11 protein-coding genes and 2 pseudogenes are annotated in these 15,209 nt (G+C 54.3%); 9 read left to right on the forward strand and 4 right to left on the reverse strand.

All coding sequences use genetic code 11. The features are described from left to right. Positions 1-19: 19 nt before the first annotated feature. From lhgO to KGB20_RS02160, 3 genes are all read left to right on the forward strand, one after another. Positions 20-1,294 (forward strand): L-2-hydroxyglutarate oxidase, encoded by a 1,275-nt coding sequence (gene lhgO / locus KGB20_RS02150; protein WP_223531907.1) that lies wholly within the window; start codon positions 20-22, stop codon positions 1,292-1,294. Between the two features lie 13 nt (positions 1,295-1,307). Next, positions 1,308-2,756, forward strand: coding sequence for an NADP-dependent succinate-semialdehyde dehydrogenase (gabD, locus tag KGB20_RS02155; protein ID WP_223531909.1), 1,449 nt, complete (start codon positions 1,308-1,310; stop codon positions 2,754-2,756). A gap of 101 nt (positions 2,757-2,857) precedes the next feature. Beyond that, a complete protein-coding gene (locus tag KGB20_RS02160) occupies positions 2,858-4,279 on the forward strand; it encodes an aspartate aminotransferase family protein (RefSeq protein WP_223531911.1) in 1,422 nt (473 codons plus the stop codon). Between the two features lie 246 nt (positions 4,280-4,525). Here the strand turns inward: KGB20_RS02160 and KGB20_RS29220 are convergent. The 3 genes and pseudogenes from KGB20_RS29220 to KGB20_RS02170 form a co-directional block, all read right to left on the reverse strand. After that, positions 4,526-4,685 (reverse strand): annotated as a pseudogene (locus tag KGB20_RS29220) (transposase); the annotation flags it as partial. 506 nt (positions 4,686-5,191) lie between these two features. Next, a complete protein-coding gene (locus tag KGB20_RS02165) occupies positions 5,192-5,935 on the reverse strand; it encodes a cache domain-containing protein (RefSeq protein ID WP_223531913.1) in 744 nt (247 codons plus the stop codon). Between the two features lie 108 nt (positions 5,936-6,043). Further along, positions 6,044-6,775 carry a FadR/GntR family transcriptional regulator gene (locus tag KGB20_RS02170; protein ID WP_223532007.1) on the reverse strand — a complete coding sequence of 244 codons (732 nt, stop codon included), beginning with the start codon at positions 6,773-6,775 and terminating at the stop codon, positions 6,044-6,046. 279 nt (positions 6,776-7,054) lie between these two features. Here KGB20_RS02170 and KGB20_RS02175 point away from each other — a divergent pair, with 279 nt between their 5' ends. The 3 genes from KGB20_RS02175 (at position 7,055) to KGB20_RS02185 (ending at position 10,666) form a co-directional block, all read left to right on the forward strand. Then, a complete protein-coding gene (locus KGB20_RS02175; protein WP_223531915.1) occupies positions 7,055-8,548 on the forward strand; it encodes an aldehyde dehydrogenase in 1,494 nt (497 codons plus the stop codon). 87 nt (positions 8,549-8,635) lie between these two features. Beyond that, positions 8,636-10,114: an APC family permease gene (locus KGB20_RS02180; protein ID WP_223531917.1), complete on the forward strand. Its 1,479-nt coding sequence runs from the start codon at positions 8,636-8,638 to the stop codon at positions 10,112-10,114. A 66-nt stretch (positions 10,115-10,180) separates the two neighbouring features. Further along, positions 10,181-10,666 carry an ester cyclase gene (locus KGB20_RS02185; protein ID WP_223531919.1) on the forward strand — a complete coding sequence of 162 codons (486 nt, stop codon included), beginning with the start codon at positions 10,181-10,183 and terminating at the stop codon, positions 10,664-10,666. A gap of 264 nt (positions 10,667-10,930) precedes the next feature. On the opposite strand, the pseudogene KGB20_RS02195 reads toward KGB20_RS02185, so the two are convergent. Beyond that, positions 10,931-11,637: pseudogene (locus KGB20_RS02195) on the reverse strand (transposase); the annotation flags it as partial. Positions 11,638-11,809: 172 nt separating this feature from the next. On the opposite strand from KGB20_RS02195, the gene KGB20_RS02200 reads away from it, so the two are divergent. From KGB20_RS02200 to KGB20_RS02210, 3 genes are all read left to right on the forward strand, one after another. Next, a complete protein-coding gene (locus KGB20_RS02200) occupies positions 11,810-12,841 on the forward strand; it encodes an IS110 family transposase (protein ID WP_223531921.1) in 1,032 nt (343 codons plus the stop codon). 517 nt (positions 12,842-13,358) lie between these two features. Further along, positions 13,359-14,663: an AAA family ATPase gene (locus KGB20_RS02205; RefSeq protein WP_223531923.1), complete on the forward strand. Its 1,305-nt coding sequence runs from the start codon at positions 13,359-13,361 to the stop codon at positions 14,661-14,663. Then, positions 14,660-15,178, forward strand: coding sequence for a hypothetical protein (locus KGB20_RS02210; protein WP_223531925.1), 519 nt, complete (start codon positions 14,660-14,662; stop codon positions 15,176-15,178). The genes KGB20_RS02205 and KGB20_RS02210 overlap by 4 nt, the downstream gene beginning before the upstream one ends. Positions 15,179-15,209 lie beyond the last annotated feature (31 nt).

Here is a 15,209-nt window from a genome sequence, read left to right on the forward strand (position 1 = left end):
TACAGGTGGGTGCAAGCTAATGGCTGCGTACGACTTCATCATCATCGGTGGCGGCATTGTGGGTATGTCCACGGCCATGCAACTGGCCCAGGTTTACCCGGACGCAAAAATCCTCTTGCTGGAGAAAGAGTCCGGCCCGGCCAAGCACCAGACCGGCCACAACAGTGGCGTAATCCATGCCGGCGTCTACTACACCCCGGGCAGCCTGAAGGCGCGCTTCTGCCTGGAGGGCAACAAGGCCACCAAGGCCTTCTGCGACAAGCACGGCATCCGTTACGACGAGTGCGGCAAGCTGCTGGTGGCCACCAATGAGCTGGAAATGCAGCGCATGAGCGCGTTGTGGGACCGCACCGAAGCCAATGGGCTGAGGCGTGGATGGCTGTCGGCCGCCGAGCTGCGCGAGCGCGAGCCGAACATCGTCGGCCTGGGCGGTATCTTTGTGCCGTCGAGCGGCATCGTGAACTACGCCGAAGTCACCGCGGCCATGGGCCGAGAATTCGAAGCCTCCGGTGGTGAGATCCGCTACAACAGCGAAGTCGTCGCCATCGACGAGCGTCCCGATGAAGTCGTGGTCCGCACCGACACGCTGGAGCACCACGGGCGCTTTCTGATCACCTGCTCGGGCCTGATGGCTGACCGCGTGGTGCGCATGCTCGGGATCAAGCCCAACTTCATCATCTGCCCGTTCCGCGGTGAGTATTACCTGCTGCCCAAACAGCATAATCAGATCGTCAACCACCTGATCTATCCGATCCCGGATCCGTCCATGCCATTTCTCGGCGTGCACCTGACCCGCATGATCGACGGCACCGTCACTATCGGCCCCAACGCAGTGCTGGCGATGAAGCGCGAAGGCTATCGCAAGACCGATTTTTCGCTGTCGGACATGTTCGAAACCCTGACCACCCCGGGCATTCTGAAGGTGCTGATGAAGAACCTGCGCCCCGGTCTGATCGAGATGAAAAACTCACTGTTCAAGGGCGGCTACCTGAAGGAAGTGCAGAAGTACTGCCCGAGCATCAACAAGAGCGACCTTACCGCCTACCCGGCCGGTGTGCGCGCACAGGCGGTCTCGCTTGACGGCAAGTTGATCGACGATTTCCTGTTCGTCAACACTGCCCGTAGCGTCAGCGTCTGCAACGCCCCGTCGCCTGCAGCGACCTCCGCCATCCCGATCGGCGCATACATCGTCGACAAGGTCCGTGAGCAACTAGCAAGTGCCGGTGTCAGTTTTGTCAAACCCGCCAACTCCACTCGGACCGCCCCGATGGCGGCTTCCGGCGCAACCCGCTAATGAGGAATTTCGCGTGCAACTCAACGATCAGAAACTGTTTCGCCAGCAAGCCTATATCGACGGTGCCTGGGCAGATGCTGACAGTGGCCAGACCCTCATGGTCAACAACCCGGCCACCGGTGAAATCATTGGCAGCGTGCCGAAGATGGGGGCGACCGAAACCCGTCGTGCCATTGAAGCCGCTGACAAGGCGCTACCGGCCTGGCGCGCCCTGACCGCCAAGGAGCGCGCCAACAAGCTTCGCAAGTGGTTCGACCTGATGATGGCCAACCAGGAAGACCTGGCCCGCCTGATGACCCTGGAGCAAGGCAAGCCACTAACCGAGTCCCGTGGCGAAATCGCTTATGCCGCTTCCTTTCTGGAGTGGTTCGGCGAAGAGGCCAAGCGCGTGTATGGCGACATGATCCCCGGTCACCAGGTCGACAAGCGCCTGATGGTGCTCAAGCAGCCGATCGGTGTAACCGCCGCCATCACTCCGTGGAACTTCCCTTCGGCGATGATCACCCGCAAGGCCGGTCCGGCCCTGGCCGCCGGCTGCACCATGGTACTCAAGCCGGCCTCGCAAACGCCTTACTCGGCCCTGGCCTTGGCCGAGCTGGCCGAGCGCGCCGGCATTCCGAAAGGCGTGTTCAGCGTGGTCACCGGCAGTGCCGGCGAAGTCGGCAGCGAGCTGACCGGTAACCCGCTCGTGCGCAAGCTGACCTTCACCGGCTCCACCGAAATCGGCCGCCGGCTGATGATCGAGTGCGCCAAGGACATCAAGAAGGTGTCGCTGGAACTGGGCGGCAATGCACCCTTCATCGTCTTCGATGACGCCGACCTGGACGCCGCTATCGAGGGGGCGTTGATCTCGAAGTACCGCAACAACGGCCAGACCTGCGTCTGCGCCAACCGTCTGTATATCCAGGACGGCATCTACGATGCCTTCGTCGACAAGCTCACCTCGGCCGTGGCCAAGTTGAACATTGGTAATGGCCTGGAAAACGGCATCACCACCGGCCCCTTGATCGACGCCAAAGCCATGGCCAAGGTTCAGGAGCACATTGAAGACGCTGTGAGCAAAGGCGCTCGCGTGGTCGCCGGTGGCAAGCCGCACGCCCTGGGCGGGACCTTCTTTGAGCCGACCGTGCTGGTTGATGTTCCGCGCAACGCCGCCGTTGCCAAGGAAGAAACTTTCGGTCCGCTGGCACCGCTGTTTCGATTCAAGGATGAAGCCGATGTGATCGCCATGGCCAACGATACCGAATTCGGTCTTGCGTCCTACTTCTATGCTCGCGACTTGAGCCGGGTGTTCCGTGTGGGCGAGGCGCTGGAATACGGCATTGTCGGCGTCAACACCGGGATCATCTCCAACGAAGTCGCGCCGTTCGGTGGCATCAAGGCCTCGGGTCTGGGTCGTGAAGGCTCCAAGTACGGCATTGAGGACTACTTGGAAATCAAATACCTCTGTATCGGCGTGTAATTACGGCGGACATTCATCAAGCGTCAAGTGGGGGTGGAAATGAACACCCACCGAAACCTGTAACAATGCCATATGGCTGTCATTCCCCGGAGTTCCTTAATATGAATCGCTCGTATCTTTCGCTCGCCGAAAAGGATGTTCAGCATCAACTGCACCCCTACACGGATGCGCGACTGCACCAGGAAGTAGGCCCGCTGATCATCGAGCGTGGCGAAGGCGTTTACGTCTATGACAATCAGGGCAAGCGTTATCTTGAAGCGATGTCGGGTCTTTGGAGTGTGGCGCTGGGTTTCAGTAATGAGCGCCTGATCAAGGCGGCAGAGCAACAGCTACGCAAACTGCCCTTTTATCACCTCTTCAGCCACAAGGCCCACACGCCCAGTATCGAATTGGCCGAGAAGCTGATCGAACTCGCCCCGGTGCCGATGAGCAAAGTCTTCTTCACTAACTCAGGCTCTGAAGCCAACGACACCGTCGTCAAGATGATCTGGTATCGCAACAATGCCATCGGCAAGCCTGGCAAAAAGAAGTTCATCAGCCGTCACAATGCGTATCACGGAATTACTGCTGTCAGCGCCAGTTTAACCGGGCTGCAGGTGAACCAACGTGGTTTTGACGTGCCGTTGCCCGGCTTCTTTCACGTTGCTTGTCCGCACCACTATCGCAATGCCAAACCTGGCGAGACCGATGAACAATTTGCTGATCGCCTGGCAACCGAACTGGAAAATGTCATCCTCCGGGAGGGCCCGGAAACCGTAGCCGCTTTTTACGGCGAACCGCTGATGGGGGCGGGCGGCGTGATCGTGCCTCCGCGCACATATTGGGACAAGGTTCAAGCGGTGTGCCGCAAATATGACGTGCTGGTCGTTGCGGATGAAGTGATCTGCGGCTTTGGTCGTACCGGTAAAATGTTTGGCTGTGAAACCTTCGGTATCAAGCCGGATGTCATGGTGGTTTCCAAGCAACTATCTTCTTCGTATCAACCGATCGCGGCAGTCCTGATCAACGATAAGGTCTTCGAGGGGATCGCCGATCAGAGCCACACCTTCGGTACTCTGGGCCATGGCTTCACCGGCAGCGGCCACCCGGTTGCGACTGCAGTTGCGCTGGAAAACATAAAAATCATTCAGGAAGATCGGCTTGTCGAGCGCGCCTGTGAGTTGGGCGAACAACTTCAGGCCGGACTGGCTCAATTTGCTGATCATCCGTTGGTAGGGGAGGTCAGGGGCTGTGGACTGATCGCCGCTGTAGAGCTCGTTGCGGATCGTCGGACAAAGGAGCCGCTGGATACGGTTGGGAAGCTGGGGCGCTACCTGGCGGGACGTGCGCAGGAGTACGGCATGATCACAAGGGCGATGGGAGACTCGATCGCATTCTGTCCACCACTGATATCCACGACAGAAGAAATACAGTTCGTGGTTGATACGTTCAGCCGTGCACTCGACGACACTGACCGTTGGTTTGGTCTGGGTGTCAACCAAAGCATGTGGCATCAGTGGGAAGGCTACACGCACAATTCCTGATAGCGCATCTCGGTGTCATGAAGGTGTATCGATCATAGGCGCGGCCCAAGTACTGGTCGCGCCACCATCTTCGTTTCGTGAGTAAAAATGATTCTTCACGGATTACCGGGAAAGATGCTCTTGATCTTCATGAAAAAGAGCTCGCTGTCCCGGTAGCCGTACACCATCTGTTTGATAACCATGATTTGTATCTTTTTAATTAATCGGTGTGAATTGACCAACGAATCCGGCTCACAATGTCTCTAGGTGAACCCGTTGTTCCGGCTTCTTCAGGTTCTCTGGATTGCGCAGCAGTAAGCGGCGGGTTCGCTTGATAACCTGATAGGGCTGGTTTGCGGTGTGGCAGTCGCTTGGTCTCGTCGACTCGCACTTGATTGATCACTTCTCGGCCATATTTGATGACCACGTAGATAGGATGTAGGCCTACCGCGCTTTCAGGCAATGCTGGCTAAACTCCAGGTCAAAAGCTGTATTCAATTCCACTGCAACGGCCTCGATTTGAGTGCACCCCTCTGGCTCCATTCTTCGAAAAATGATCTGACCGCGACGCGGGTTTTAGTCAGGCACGACAGGCCCGGCTGGCAGGAAAATGTGTGGCATGAAACGTCAGAGTGCTTGTTTCAGTTGTTCACGAACTTCGTGAAGAACCCCAGTGGCTGCGCGACCACCTGCGGCTCCTTCTACAGGTGGTGCTCTACCAGTACCGCGGCGAGAGAGCACAGCTTTGCCAACTCGGTTGAGATGATTCTTGTGCAATTGCCTGATGGCGCAGGCGGCCAGAATGGGGGCCGCTTTCAGTGGCGGAGTACATGGCGACCTCCTGCCATCCGTGGGAGGAGCTTTCATTCAACGGGATTCTTCCTGCAGCGCACGGGTTGAACTTTGGTTCTTCAAACCAAGATGGAGTCTTGATCAAAACCTTGGGACAGGTCGCTCCACGACACTCCAATATGACGATGTGTCGATAAGGTTCAGGACGCGACCCTGTTCTTTGTCCAGGCTCAGGGGGCCTCGGATCAAATCACCGGCCAGCCAACTCGGTGTGTTAGCCGCCAGCACCCGACCTTCCGCATTAAGCAACAGTGCCTCGTTGCTGACTCGCATGAGGCTGCGCACGAGCAAGGGTTCCAAAGAATGTAGAGAAATATCGGCAGCGGCTACGCCAACAAAGCGATTTTCACAAAAAATAGGGACTGAAAAAGCAACGATATACAGCTCCGTACCGTACAAATCCACAAACGGGCCATCAATGGAGGGTTGCCGGGTTTGCTGCGGACGGGTGTACCACGGCATGTGTAAGTAATCGTAGAAGCGGTCGCTACGGCTATTAAAATTCAGCGTCAGAGGCTGGATCTCTTCTTTTTGGGTTCGGCACAACCATTCCAGATGCATTCCGCGGCCTTCCAGCTCACCAGGAGCGAATACCACGCCGGCACCATGAAACTTGAGGTTCTCCGAGTTCAGGATTTGCCGAATAATCGGCAGCAATGGCTTCAGGTCGCCTTGGCTGGGGCGCTCCTTTTTGCTACACGTATGCTCCCAAATGCTCAATACCGCGGCGCTCATATCGTTGAGCCCCTTGAATACGTTACTTACGGAAGCATTGATTAACGTGGCACATTGGGACAGCTCGTTTGCTGACATTTCGTTAGCCATGGCTCTACCTCATGACTCAGAGAAGACAATGCGGTGCCTGCAGTCGACGGGGTATGTGACACCGAGCTGCATAGCGAGCGAATAATTCAGCAAGTTTCGTTCCATTCATTAGTCGCCTTCTGCCATTTGTTGTAGTCGTAGGGTGCTTAGGCGGCGAACGCCTCGTGTTACATGTGCTTCTGCCAGTGCGCCGGCCAGATTGGCGTCGTTCGCTACGATGGCTTCCAGGATAGCTCTATGTTCCCGCTCGATGGCCTGTGGGTCTGGTTGGCCGGCAAACGGCAGCCATAACAGTTCCCCAAGTTCTGCCTGCAAGCGCGCTTCGCTGTGAGTCAGGCGCACAGACTGCGCTGCCACGGCTATTTCGATATGGAACCTGGCGTCGGCTCGGCGGCGCTCTCGCCGATCTTGAGCGTTGGCCAGGGCGTCGACAAGGCTGCTCAGTTTTGCATGTTGCTCAGGCCCGGTGCGCTGGGCCGCCAGTCGGGCGGCGGCTCCTGAAATGGCAGCGTGTTCATCGGCGAGGTCACGCAGTTCAAGCGTGCTGAATTCACGCAGTTGATTGAACAGGGCCTGATCTGAGGTTTGCGGCGCGGCGCAGATGAAACTCCCCCCGCTGCGTCCGCGCCGGGTTTCGATAACCCCGCGCTCTCGCAAGCCTGCCAGCGCGTCCCGTAGCGTAACCGTGGCGACGCCGAGTTGGGTGGCCAGGGCACTTTCATTGGGGAGCTGTTCGCCTTCTGTGAACAACCCCAGATCGATCATTTCTATCAGGCGACGGGTAACAGACTCCGTTTTACCTTCCTGGTTAAGGCGTATGAGGCTTGAAGTAGGGCTCATGGTTGATTCATTCATGGGCGGCGCCGTTTTACGCCTGTGGCAATAGTCCGATATAGCGTCAAGCGCGTCCGGATGTGTGTTTCTTTTAAAATTCTATTTCATATTTAATATTATTTTTGTACGTATTCGTGGGGGGATTCTAGAATTTTGGCGCATGAAAAGTCAAAAAAATCACCAGATGTTCGCTTTTTTGGGGTTCTCATGGGTTAAAAGATATGGTTCCATATGTTTAAGGCGATTTGAGATCGCATCCATCCGAACCCAGGAGCAGTTTTAACCATGAGTCAGTTGACCCGATCAGAGTGGGAAGCCAGAGCCAAGGCGCTGAGCATTGAAGGGCGAGCCTTCATCAATGGCAAATATGTGTCGGCCAGTTCAGGTGCAACCTTCGAATGCATAAGTCCTATCGACGGGCGTGTGCTTGCCTTGGTCGCGAGTTGTGATGCGGCGGATGCGAATTTGGCGGTCGCCAGTGCCCGGTTATCGTTCGAGTCCGGTGTCTGGTCACGCCAAGCACCTGCAATGCGCAAGGCAGTGATGGTGCGTTTTTCCGAATTGTTGCAGGCCCATGCCGAAGAGCTGGCTCTGCTGGAAACATTGGACATGGGCAAGCCGATTTCCGATTCGCTGTCGGTCGACCTCCCGGGGAGCATTGACAGTATCCGCTGGTGCGGTGAGGCAATCGACAAAATCTACGATGAGGTGGCAGCGACCTCGGTTGATCAGCTCGGGCTGGTTACCCGGGAGCCGGTTGGGGTGGTTGCGACTATCGTGCCGTGGAATTTTCCACTGATGATGGCGTCTTGGAAGTTGGGGCCGGCGCTGGCTGCCGGTAACTCCGTGATCCTCAAACCCTCGGAGCGTTCTCCGCTGACGGCTATCCGCATCGCACAGCTAGCTCTGGAGGCGGGTCTTCCAGCGGGTGTGCTCAATGTTCTGCCGGGTTATGGCCACACCGTGGGCAAGGCGTTGGCCCTGCACGGTGAAGTTGATACCTTGGCGTTTACCGGGTCGACCCAAGTGGCCAAGCAATTACTGGTTTATTCGGGTGAGTCGAACATGAAGCGAGTCTGGCTCGAGGCCGGCGGCAAAAGTCCCAACATCGTATTTGCGGATGCCCCCGATCTGCAGGTGGCGGCCGAAGCAGCAGCGGCAGCCATCGCCTTCAACCAAGGTGAGGTTTGCACTGCCGGTTCACGTTTGCTGGTGCAGGCATCGATCAAAGAGCGTTTTGTACCGATGGTTGTCGAGGCCATGAAGGGCTGGAAGCCGGGGCATCCTCTCGACCCTGACACCAACGTTGGCGCACTGGTGGATGGCCGTCATCTGGATGGGGTGATGCAGTACATCGAAGAGGGTCAAGCGCAAGGCGCGCGGCTCTTACTCGGGGGACGCGTGGCACGGGTAGAAACCGGTGGCAGTTACGTAGAGCCAACCTTGTTCGACAACGTCAGCAATTCGATGAAAATCGCTCAGGAAGAGATATTCGGTCCCGTACTGTCAGTCATCGAATTCGACGATGCCGAGGATGCGGTACGTATCGCCAATGACACCCCTTACGGTCTGGCCGCAGCTGTCTGGACGTCTGACCTGTCTCGAGCCCACAACATGGCCCGCGCACTTCGTGCCGGCAGTGTTTGGGTCAACCTCTATGACGGCGGTGACATGATGGCGCCGTTCGGCGGCTTTAAACAGTCCGGCAATGGCCGTGACAAATCCCTGCATGCCTTTGATAAGTACACGGAGATCAAGGCCACCTGGATACAACTCTGAGTCAACTCTGGTTAATCGCGCAACGGATTGGATGGCACCGTCCAATCAACGCCTATTAAAACAAATTCCTTTTTGAAGGATGTTGCAATGAACAGCTCAATTAGCGCCAAGGTAGCTGTAGATCAAGACGCGGAGCAACTCCGTGCCCTTGGGTACACCTCAAATTTCGAACGTAGTATGAGTCTGTGGCAGAACTTTGCCCTTGGATTCACCTATCTGTCCCCGGTAGTAGGGGTCTACACCTTGTTCGGCCTGTGCTTGGCCGCCGGCGGGCCACCAATGTTCTGGTCCTACCTGCTGGTGGGGTTCGGCCAGATGCTGGTGTGTCTGATTTTTTGCGAAGTGGTATCTCAATACCCGATTTCCGGCGGCGTCTATCCTTGGGCCCGTCGTCTGGTTGGCAAGAAGTGGGCATGGATGGTTGGGTGGATTTATGCCATCTCTCTGTGTGTCACCATTGCCGCCGTCGCGCTGGGGGCTGGCCCCTACATCGCAAACCTTCTAGGTTTCGAGTCGTCGCCGGTAACTAACACATTGGTCGCGCTATTTTTGACGGCGACGGCGACGGTCTTGAATCTCAGTGGTACCAAGCTATTGGCGCGGGTGGCGATGTTCGGTTTTCTCTGCGAACTAGTCGGGGCTTTGTTGATCGGTGGATACCTGCTGATCTTCGAGCGCCACCAGCCTTTGAGCGTATTGTTCAATACCTTTGATATTTCCATTGATGGGGCCTATTGGCCTGCGTTTCTCACGGCCTCATTGGCGGGGATGTTTCTCTACTACGGCTTTGAAGCTTGCGGCGATGTTGCCGAGGAAACCCCAAATCCGAGCCGCCAAGTTCCAAAGGCGATGCGGATGACTATCTGGATCGGCGGCGCCGCCTCGATCTTTGCGGCCCTGGCGTTGATCCTTGCAGTTCCAGATATGGCTGCGGTCATTTCCGGGCAAGATAAAGACCCGATGTCGACCATATTCGGCAGCGCGTTCGGTCATGTGGGCTCTCGGGTAGTCATGGCGGTCATTACGGTTTCGTTCGTTTCCTGCGTGCTGAGTTTGCAGGCATCCGCCAGTCGTTTGCTTTATGCCTATGCTCGAGACGAAATGCTCATGGGCAGTAATGTGCTGAAAAAACTCTCGCCTACGACACACGTCCCGACTGCAGCCCTGGTGGTGTGTGGCGTGCTGCCCGCGATCATTGTGTGCGTAGGCTTCTACCTTCAGAACGCTATTGCGCTGGTGGTGAGCTTTGCCGCCATCGGTATCTACCTGGCGTTCCAGATGATTGTTGGCGGGGCGCTGTACGCCCGTATCCGTGGGTGGAAACCCAAGGGCCAGTTCACCATGGGGCGTTGGGGGTGGATAGTGAACATCGCTGCCCTTTGCTACGGCATGTTCGCAATCATCAATATGTCCTGGCCGCGTACCCCGGATGCGCCTTGGTATGTGAACTACGGCATCGCACTTGTCGGTGCCATCGTCATCCTTGTCGGTGTCCTATACATGACCCTGTTTCGTCCCTATGAAAAGGGCAAGGCCCCAGCTTCGGATGCCTGGAAAAACCGCTAAGTGACATCAATGCCTGCCGCTAAGCGTGGCAGGCAAACTGATCTTCTAACAATAAGGTTGAAGGCTATGACGTCTCGAATCCACTCACTACTGTTCGGGCTGTTTCTAGTTCTGGCCAGTCATGCAAGTTTTGCGGCAGGCCAAAACGATACCCTCAGCGTAATCCATGACTATATGAAGGCTTGGAATGCCCACAATGCGGATGCGGCGGCCGAGTACTTTTCTGATAACGTTGAGTTTCTCGACGCCTCGGTGGGCACACCTCAGGTTGGCCGCGAAAACGCCAAGTCCCAAGTAATTCAGGTGTTCATGCAGGCGGTGCCGGATCTGCAATGGAAAATGTTCGGCGAGCCGATTGTCAATGGAGAGAACATTGCCTTTGAATGGGAGTTCAATGGCACCAATACCGGCCCCTGGAGTGCGGAGACCCCAGCCACTCAGCGCCCCCTCAGCTTTAAGGGTGTTAGTTTCATACATATCAAGAACGGCAAAATTCTCACGCAGCATGACTACTACGACGCCCTCGGTTTTAACAAGCAACTGGGCTGGTAACGGGTTATTACAGTTGGCAGTGTCAGGGGAGGCCTGCCTACGCAGTGAGGTCACCTTGGGCAGAGTGCTGTCGATAATCGCGATCCATACTTGCATTTAGTGGCGCGATTTATACCAGATGTACGATGAATGGGGAGTTTGACCATGTTCATCTGATGATTCAAAGAGTGTCCGGCACGATCTGCTTATTCCTGTTGGTGAAGATGTTCATTTCCACCTGCGCGCGATTGTACGGTTATACCTACATAAGCCTGGATACCACCAGCACTTGGCTTTCATCGGACATGTCGCGCAGTCGGTCTGTCTGGATCGGAAGATGATGGTGTTGGCTTTTGTGACGTGCGAACGCTCGTTCTTGAAGGCTCGCCATTCGCTGCGTAATACGTTGCCGGCTGGGCAGCGATATTCCTCGGCCTCTTCATTCCAGTGGAAATCGTTACTCGAAAAGCTGTCGTTCTTGCGCTCAGTTTTGTCCCTCACCGGCACATGCGGTTCGATGTCTTTTTCCTCCACCATCCAGGCCAGCATCGGCGCTGTACCGTAAAGCCTTCGCCTTTAACCAGGCCTGCGTCCATGCAGCGACGCAGCACTTCATTGAACAACCAGCGAAACAGATCACTGTCCCGAAAGCGGCCGTGTCGATTTTTGGAAAACGTCGAGTGATTGGGTACTTCATCTTCAAGGCTCAACTGGCAGAACCAGCGATACGCCAGGTTCAAATGGGCCTCTTCGCACAGCCGCCGCTCGGAGCGAATACCGTAGCAATAGCCCACGATCAGCATGCGGATCATCAGCTCAGGGTCAATCGAGGGACGCCCAATTGGGCTGTAAAAATCGGCGAGGTAATGGCGCAAGTCGCTCAGATCGAGACACCGATCGATGCTGCGCAGAAGGTGATTGGCTGGGATGTGATCTTCAAGGTTGAACGAGTAAAACAGTCGTTCCTGCCCACTCGATAACTGTCCCATCATGCTGCGTGCTTCCCTGCTGGCCAATGTAGAGTTTTTGCCGCAGGCAAGACAGGGGAGCTACTTTTTCAACAGAATCGGCCAAAGGCAATGGGATGGACTCCTCCTCACTTCGGCATCTTGAGTGCCAGACTGAAGGTGCGAACCACAGTCAACGGTGAGAAGGAGTCCACACATGAAGCTTATGCGAATTGGGGTCGACCTGGCCAAGAACGTGTTTCAGATCCACGGTGTGGATTGTCATGAGCTACCCGTCTGGCGGCAGCGCCTACCGCGCGATCGCTGGCTTCAAACGGTGCTGGAGAAGATCGAGCCCGGCTGTGAGATCGGCATGGAAAGTTGTGGCGGTGCGCACCATTGGGCCCGACAGCTACAGGCACGTGGATTTCGGGTGAGACTGATCGCGCCGCAGTTCGTCAAACCATACGTCAAAAGCAACAAGAACGACGCCAACGATGCCGAGGCAATCTGTGAGGCGATGAGCCGCCCCAGCATGCGCTTCGTCGCCGTCAAGACCATCGAACAACAGGATATCCAGGCGACGCATCGCATCCGGGCCGGCTTAATCGAACAGCGGACGGCCAAAGCCAATCAGATTCGTGGGCTGATCGCCGAGTACGGCCTCATTGCACCGAAGGAATTACTGATGCTGCGTCGCGCAATACCGTGCTGGCTAGAAGATGCAGATAACGGATTGACGGCACGCTTTCGTCGTCTGCTGAATGGCTTGTGGAGTGACCTGCACACACTTGATGAGCGCGTAAGCGAACTCGATGGCGAGATATCTGCGATCGCGGCAAGTGAGCCAACGGCGGTCCGTTTGCAACAGCTGCGTGGCGTCGGCCCGATGATTGCCACCGCGCTGGTTGCTGCCATCGGTGATGCCAGTCAGTTTGCCAACGGCCGACAACTGGCCGCCTCACTAGGGCTGACGCCAAAGCAACACAGCTCTGGCGGCAAGGATCGACTGCTTGGCATTAGCAAACGTGGGGATGCTTATCTGCGAACGCTGATGATCCATGGTGCGCGGTCGGCACTACGCACCGCCAAGTCCAAGGACGATCGACTCAGCCAGTGGGTCGTCCGTTTAGCCGAGCGCTCACATCCCAATGTGGCCGCTATTGCTTTGGCGAACAAAACTGCACGCATGGCTTGGGCAATGCTGCGCAACGGTACTGATTACCAACCGGATCGGGCAGCGGCCTGACCCATTCATCCCGGGAGAAGCACCCACACCACGATTGCGAAGCAACCCGAGCAATGGCAAACCGGTCGAACCGGCGTCGGCAAAACCCTTTAATGTCCAGGTGCGTAAAGCACGTAAAAGCGATTGGGAGCTGACGCGCGAATAGCCCATCATGGCCCTGCATCAAAACGATGCCGCAGTAAGAGGCCGAATATACGTGTGCAGTCGGCACGGGCGCCAAAGTAAAGGAGGCTTGCAACGAGGAGGAGTCCATATACGGACATTCGGGTCAGATCGGCTTCTCGCCAAAAAGATCCTTCGGATCAAAATTCAATCATTGCTTCATTCACAGCATGTGAGTAAAAAATCCTGGAAGATCCGACTGGACAACAACCCGCTCCATGGATAGCTTATCGCCATTAGTAGGAACCTAAGGCGAACAAATCAACACATCGTAGTTCGCCGCACTGAGCGATCTGGCTGTTTTTTGACCACTTTAACGAGTTCAGCTTAGCAATAGGGACCTTATGAATGTTAAATGTTTATGGAAGAAAAAATGAAGCTATCCGTTGAAGGTTACAAGTCAATCGCATCTAAGCAGGAGTTAAGATTCGATGGGCTGACCATTCTTTCTGGCGCTAATAGCTCCGGCAAGTCTAGTTTTATGCAGCCCTTCCTTGTGTTAAAACAAACGATAGAAAATCATTATGATTCTGGATCTCTCGTGCTATACGGAGAAAATGCAAAGCTAACTGACTCAACCCAGTTAATTTCAAAAGTTCCTGGCTACGATAAGAAATCTTTTAGCGTTTCTATGTCCGATGAATCGAGCAACTGTACGGCCTCATACAAATACAAGAGAGGAGTGGGGCTGCAAGTTGACTGCGTACGGATGATTAACCAAAAAATCCCAAATGGTCTAGCGCTTAAAGTCGGCATGAAAAGTGAAGAGATAGAAAGTCTCTTGCCAATAGATGACTTTAAGTTTGTCAAAGAATTTTATGCTGAAAAAAATAAAATTGCTTCATGGAAAGCTATAAGAGATAAGTGCTTCATTCGAGCAGAATTATCTTTTGAAGGTAAGGAGTTCTTTCCGTTAAGAGCGGGTATAGATCCAGCACATCCGTTGGAACGGTTTATAACGCGACTGATACATGTGCCTGGCTTACGAGGAAATCCTGAACGAACCTACAAGATCGCAGCTTCAGATGACGTTTATCCTGGTTCATTTGAAAAGTACGTTGCTAGCATTATTAGTGATTGGTCAAAGCATAAAAAATACAGAGCTAAAAATCAGACTTTAAAATCACAACTCGCCGAACTTGGATTAGCTAGCAACATTAAAGCGTCTAAAGTAGATGACACCAGTGTCGAAATTCAAGTTTCAAGAAATAAAGCGGGAGTAGATTCTGACTGTGTAAATATTGCTGACGTTGGTTTTGGTGTTTCGCAAACGCTACCGATGCTAGTTGCGTTAATCGGCGCAAAAAAAGGGCAGCCAGTTTATATAGAGCAACCCGAGTTGCATTTGCACCCAAAAGCGCAATTCAAATTAGCACCTATTATCGTTCACGCTATTAATAGAGGAGTTCGCGTTATCATCGAAACACATAGTGCGATCCTGATCCGGGGTATTCAGTTAGCAGTTGTAAAAAAACAGCTGGATAGCAAAAAGGTGTCCTTGAATTGGTTTACCCAAGATCTTGAAACGGGTGAAACAAATGTAGATCAAGCTGGTTTGGATGAGCAAGGTGCATTCGGAGACTGGCCGGAAGATTTCGATGATACGAGTTTAGCAGTAGAGCAGATGTATCTAGATGCAGTAGAGGATTCACTACTATGACTGGCGCTATCATGTCGTTCGTCATCGATGCCGATATCGCGCGCTCTTCAGGAATGACCGAACATCCAGTGTCTAGTGGGGCCAGAAAGTTATTGGAGACGGTATCTGCTGGCGGTCATAAAGCTGCTATGTGTCCAGCCCTTCGAAAAGAGTGGCGGGATCACAAATCAAACTTTGCTACAAGATGGATGGCGTCCATGGTGGCAAAGAAGAAAATCTCATTCATTGCGCCAGATAAAAAAATTAAAACATATATAGAAAATCATGTGCCAGACGGTAATGATAAAGAAGTAGCGCTTAAAGACTCTCATCTCTTAGATGCCGCCTTATCAGTTGATAAAATCATCGCATCTAATGACGAAAAAGCTAGGGTTGTTTTTTGCAAGATTTCTGAAGGTAACGGAGAAATTGGCACCATTTTATGGTTCAACGCATTAACAGACCGTGATTTTTTTTGCAGCACTCTGATGAGTGGCGGATTTATACCTAAGAACTACTATCTCTGCCCTGACTAAGTCAGGTCATTAAGAGGGCTTCGCTTAAACA

Source organism: Pseudomonas sp. BF-R-30 (assembly GCF_019956175.1).
Lineage (GTDB): Bacteria > Pseudomonadota > Gammaproteobacteria > Pseudomonadales > Pseudomonadaceae > Aquipseudomonas > Aquipseudomonas jessenii.

Coding starts and splice junctions, on each gene's coding strand:
- KGB20_RS02210 (WP_223531925.1), top strand. CDS start 14,660: ATGACTGGCGCTATCATGTCGTTCGTCATCGATGCCGATATCGCGCGC.
- KGB20_RS02160 (WP_223531911.1), top strand. CDS start 2,858: ATGAATCGCTCGTATCTTTCGCTCGCCGAAAAGGATGTTCAGCATCAA.
- KGB20_RS02185 (WP_223531919.1), top strand. CDS start 10,181: ATGACGTCTCGAATCCACTCACTACTGTTCGGGCTGTTTCTAGTTCTG.
- KGB20_RS02205 (WP_223531923.1), top strand. CDS start 13,359: ATGTTTATGGAAGAAAAAATGAAGCTATCCGTTGAAGGTTACAAGTCA.
- KGB20_RS02180 (WP_223531917.1), top strand. CDS start 8,636: ATGAACAGCTCAATTAGCGCCAAGGTAGCTGTAGATCAAGACGCGGAG.
- KGB20_RS02165 (WP_223531913.1), bottom strand. CDS start 5,935: ATGGCTAACGAAATGTCAGCAAACGAGCTGTCCCAATGTGCCACGTTA.
- KGB20_RS02170 (WP_223532007.1), bottom strand. CDS start 6,775: ATGAGCCCTACTTCAAGCCTCATACGCCTTAACCAGGAAGGTAAAACG.
- lhgO (WP_223531907.1), top strand. CDS start 20: ATGGCTGCGTACGACTTCATCATCATCGGTGGCGGCATTGTGGGTATG.
- KGB20_RS02200 (WP_223531921.1), top strand. CDS start 11,810: ATGAAGCTTATGCGAATTGGGGTCGACCTGGCCAAGAACGTGTTTCAG.
- KGB20_RS02175 (WP_223531915.1), top strand. CDS start 7,055: ATGAGTCAGTTGACCCGATCAGAGTGGGAAGCCAGAGCCAAGGCGCTG.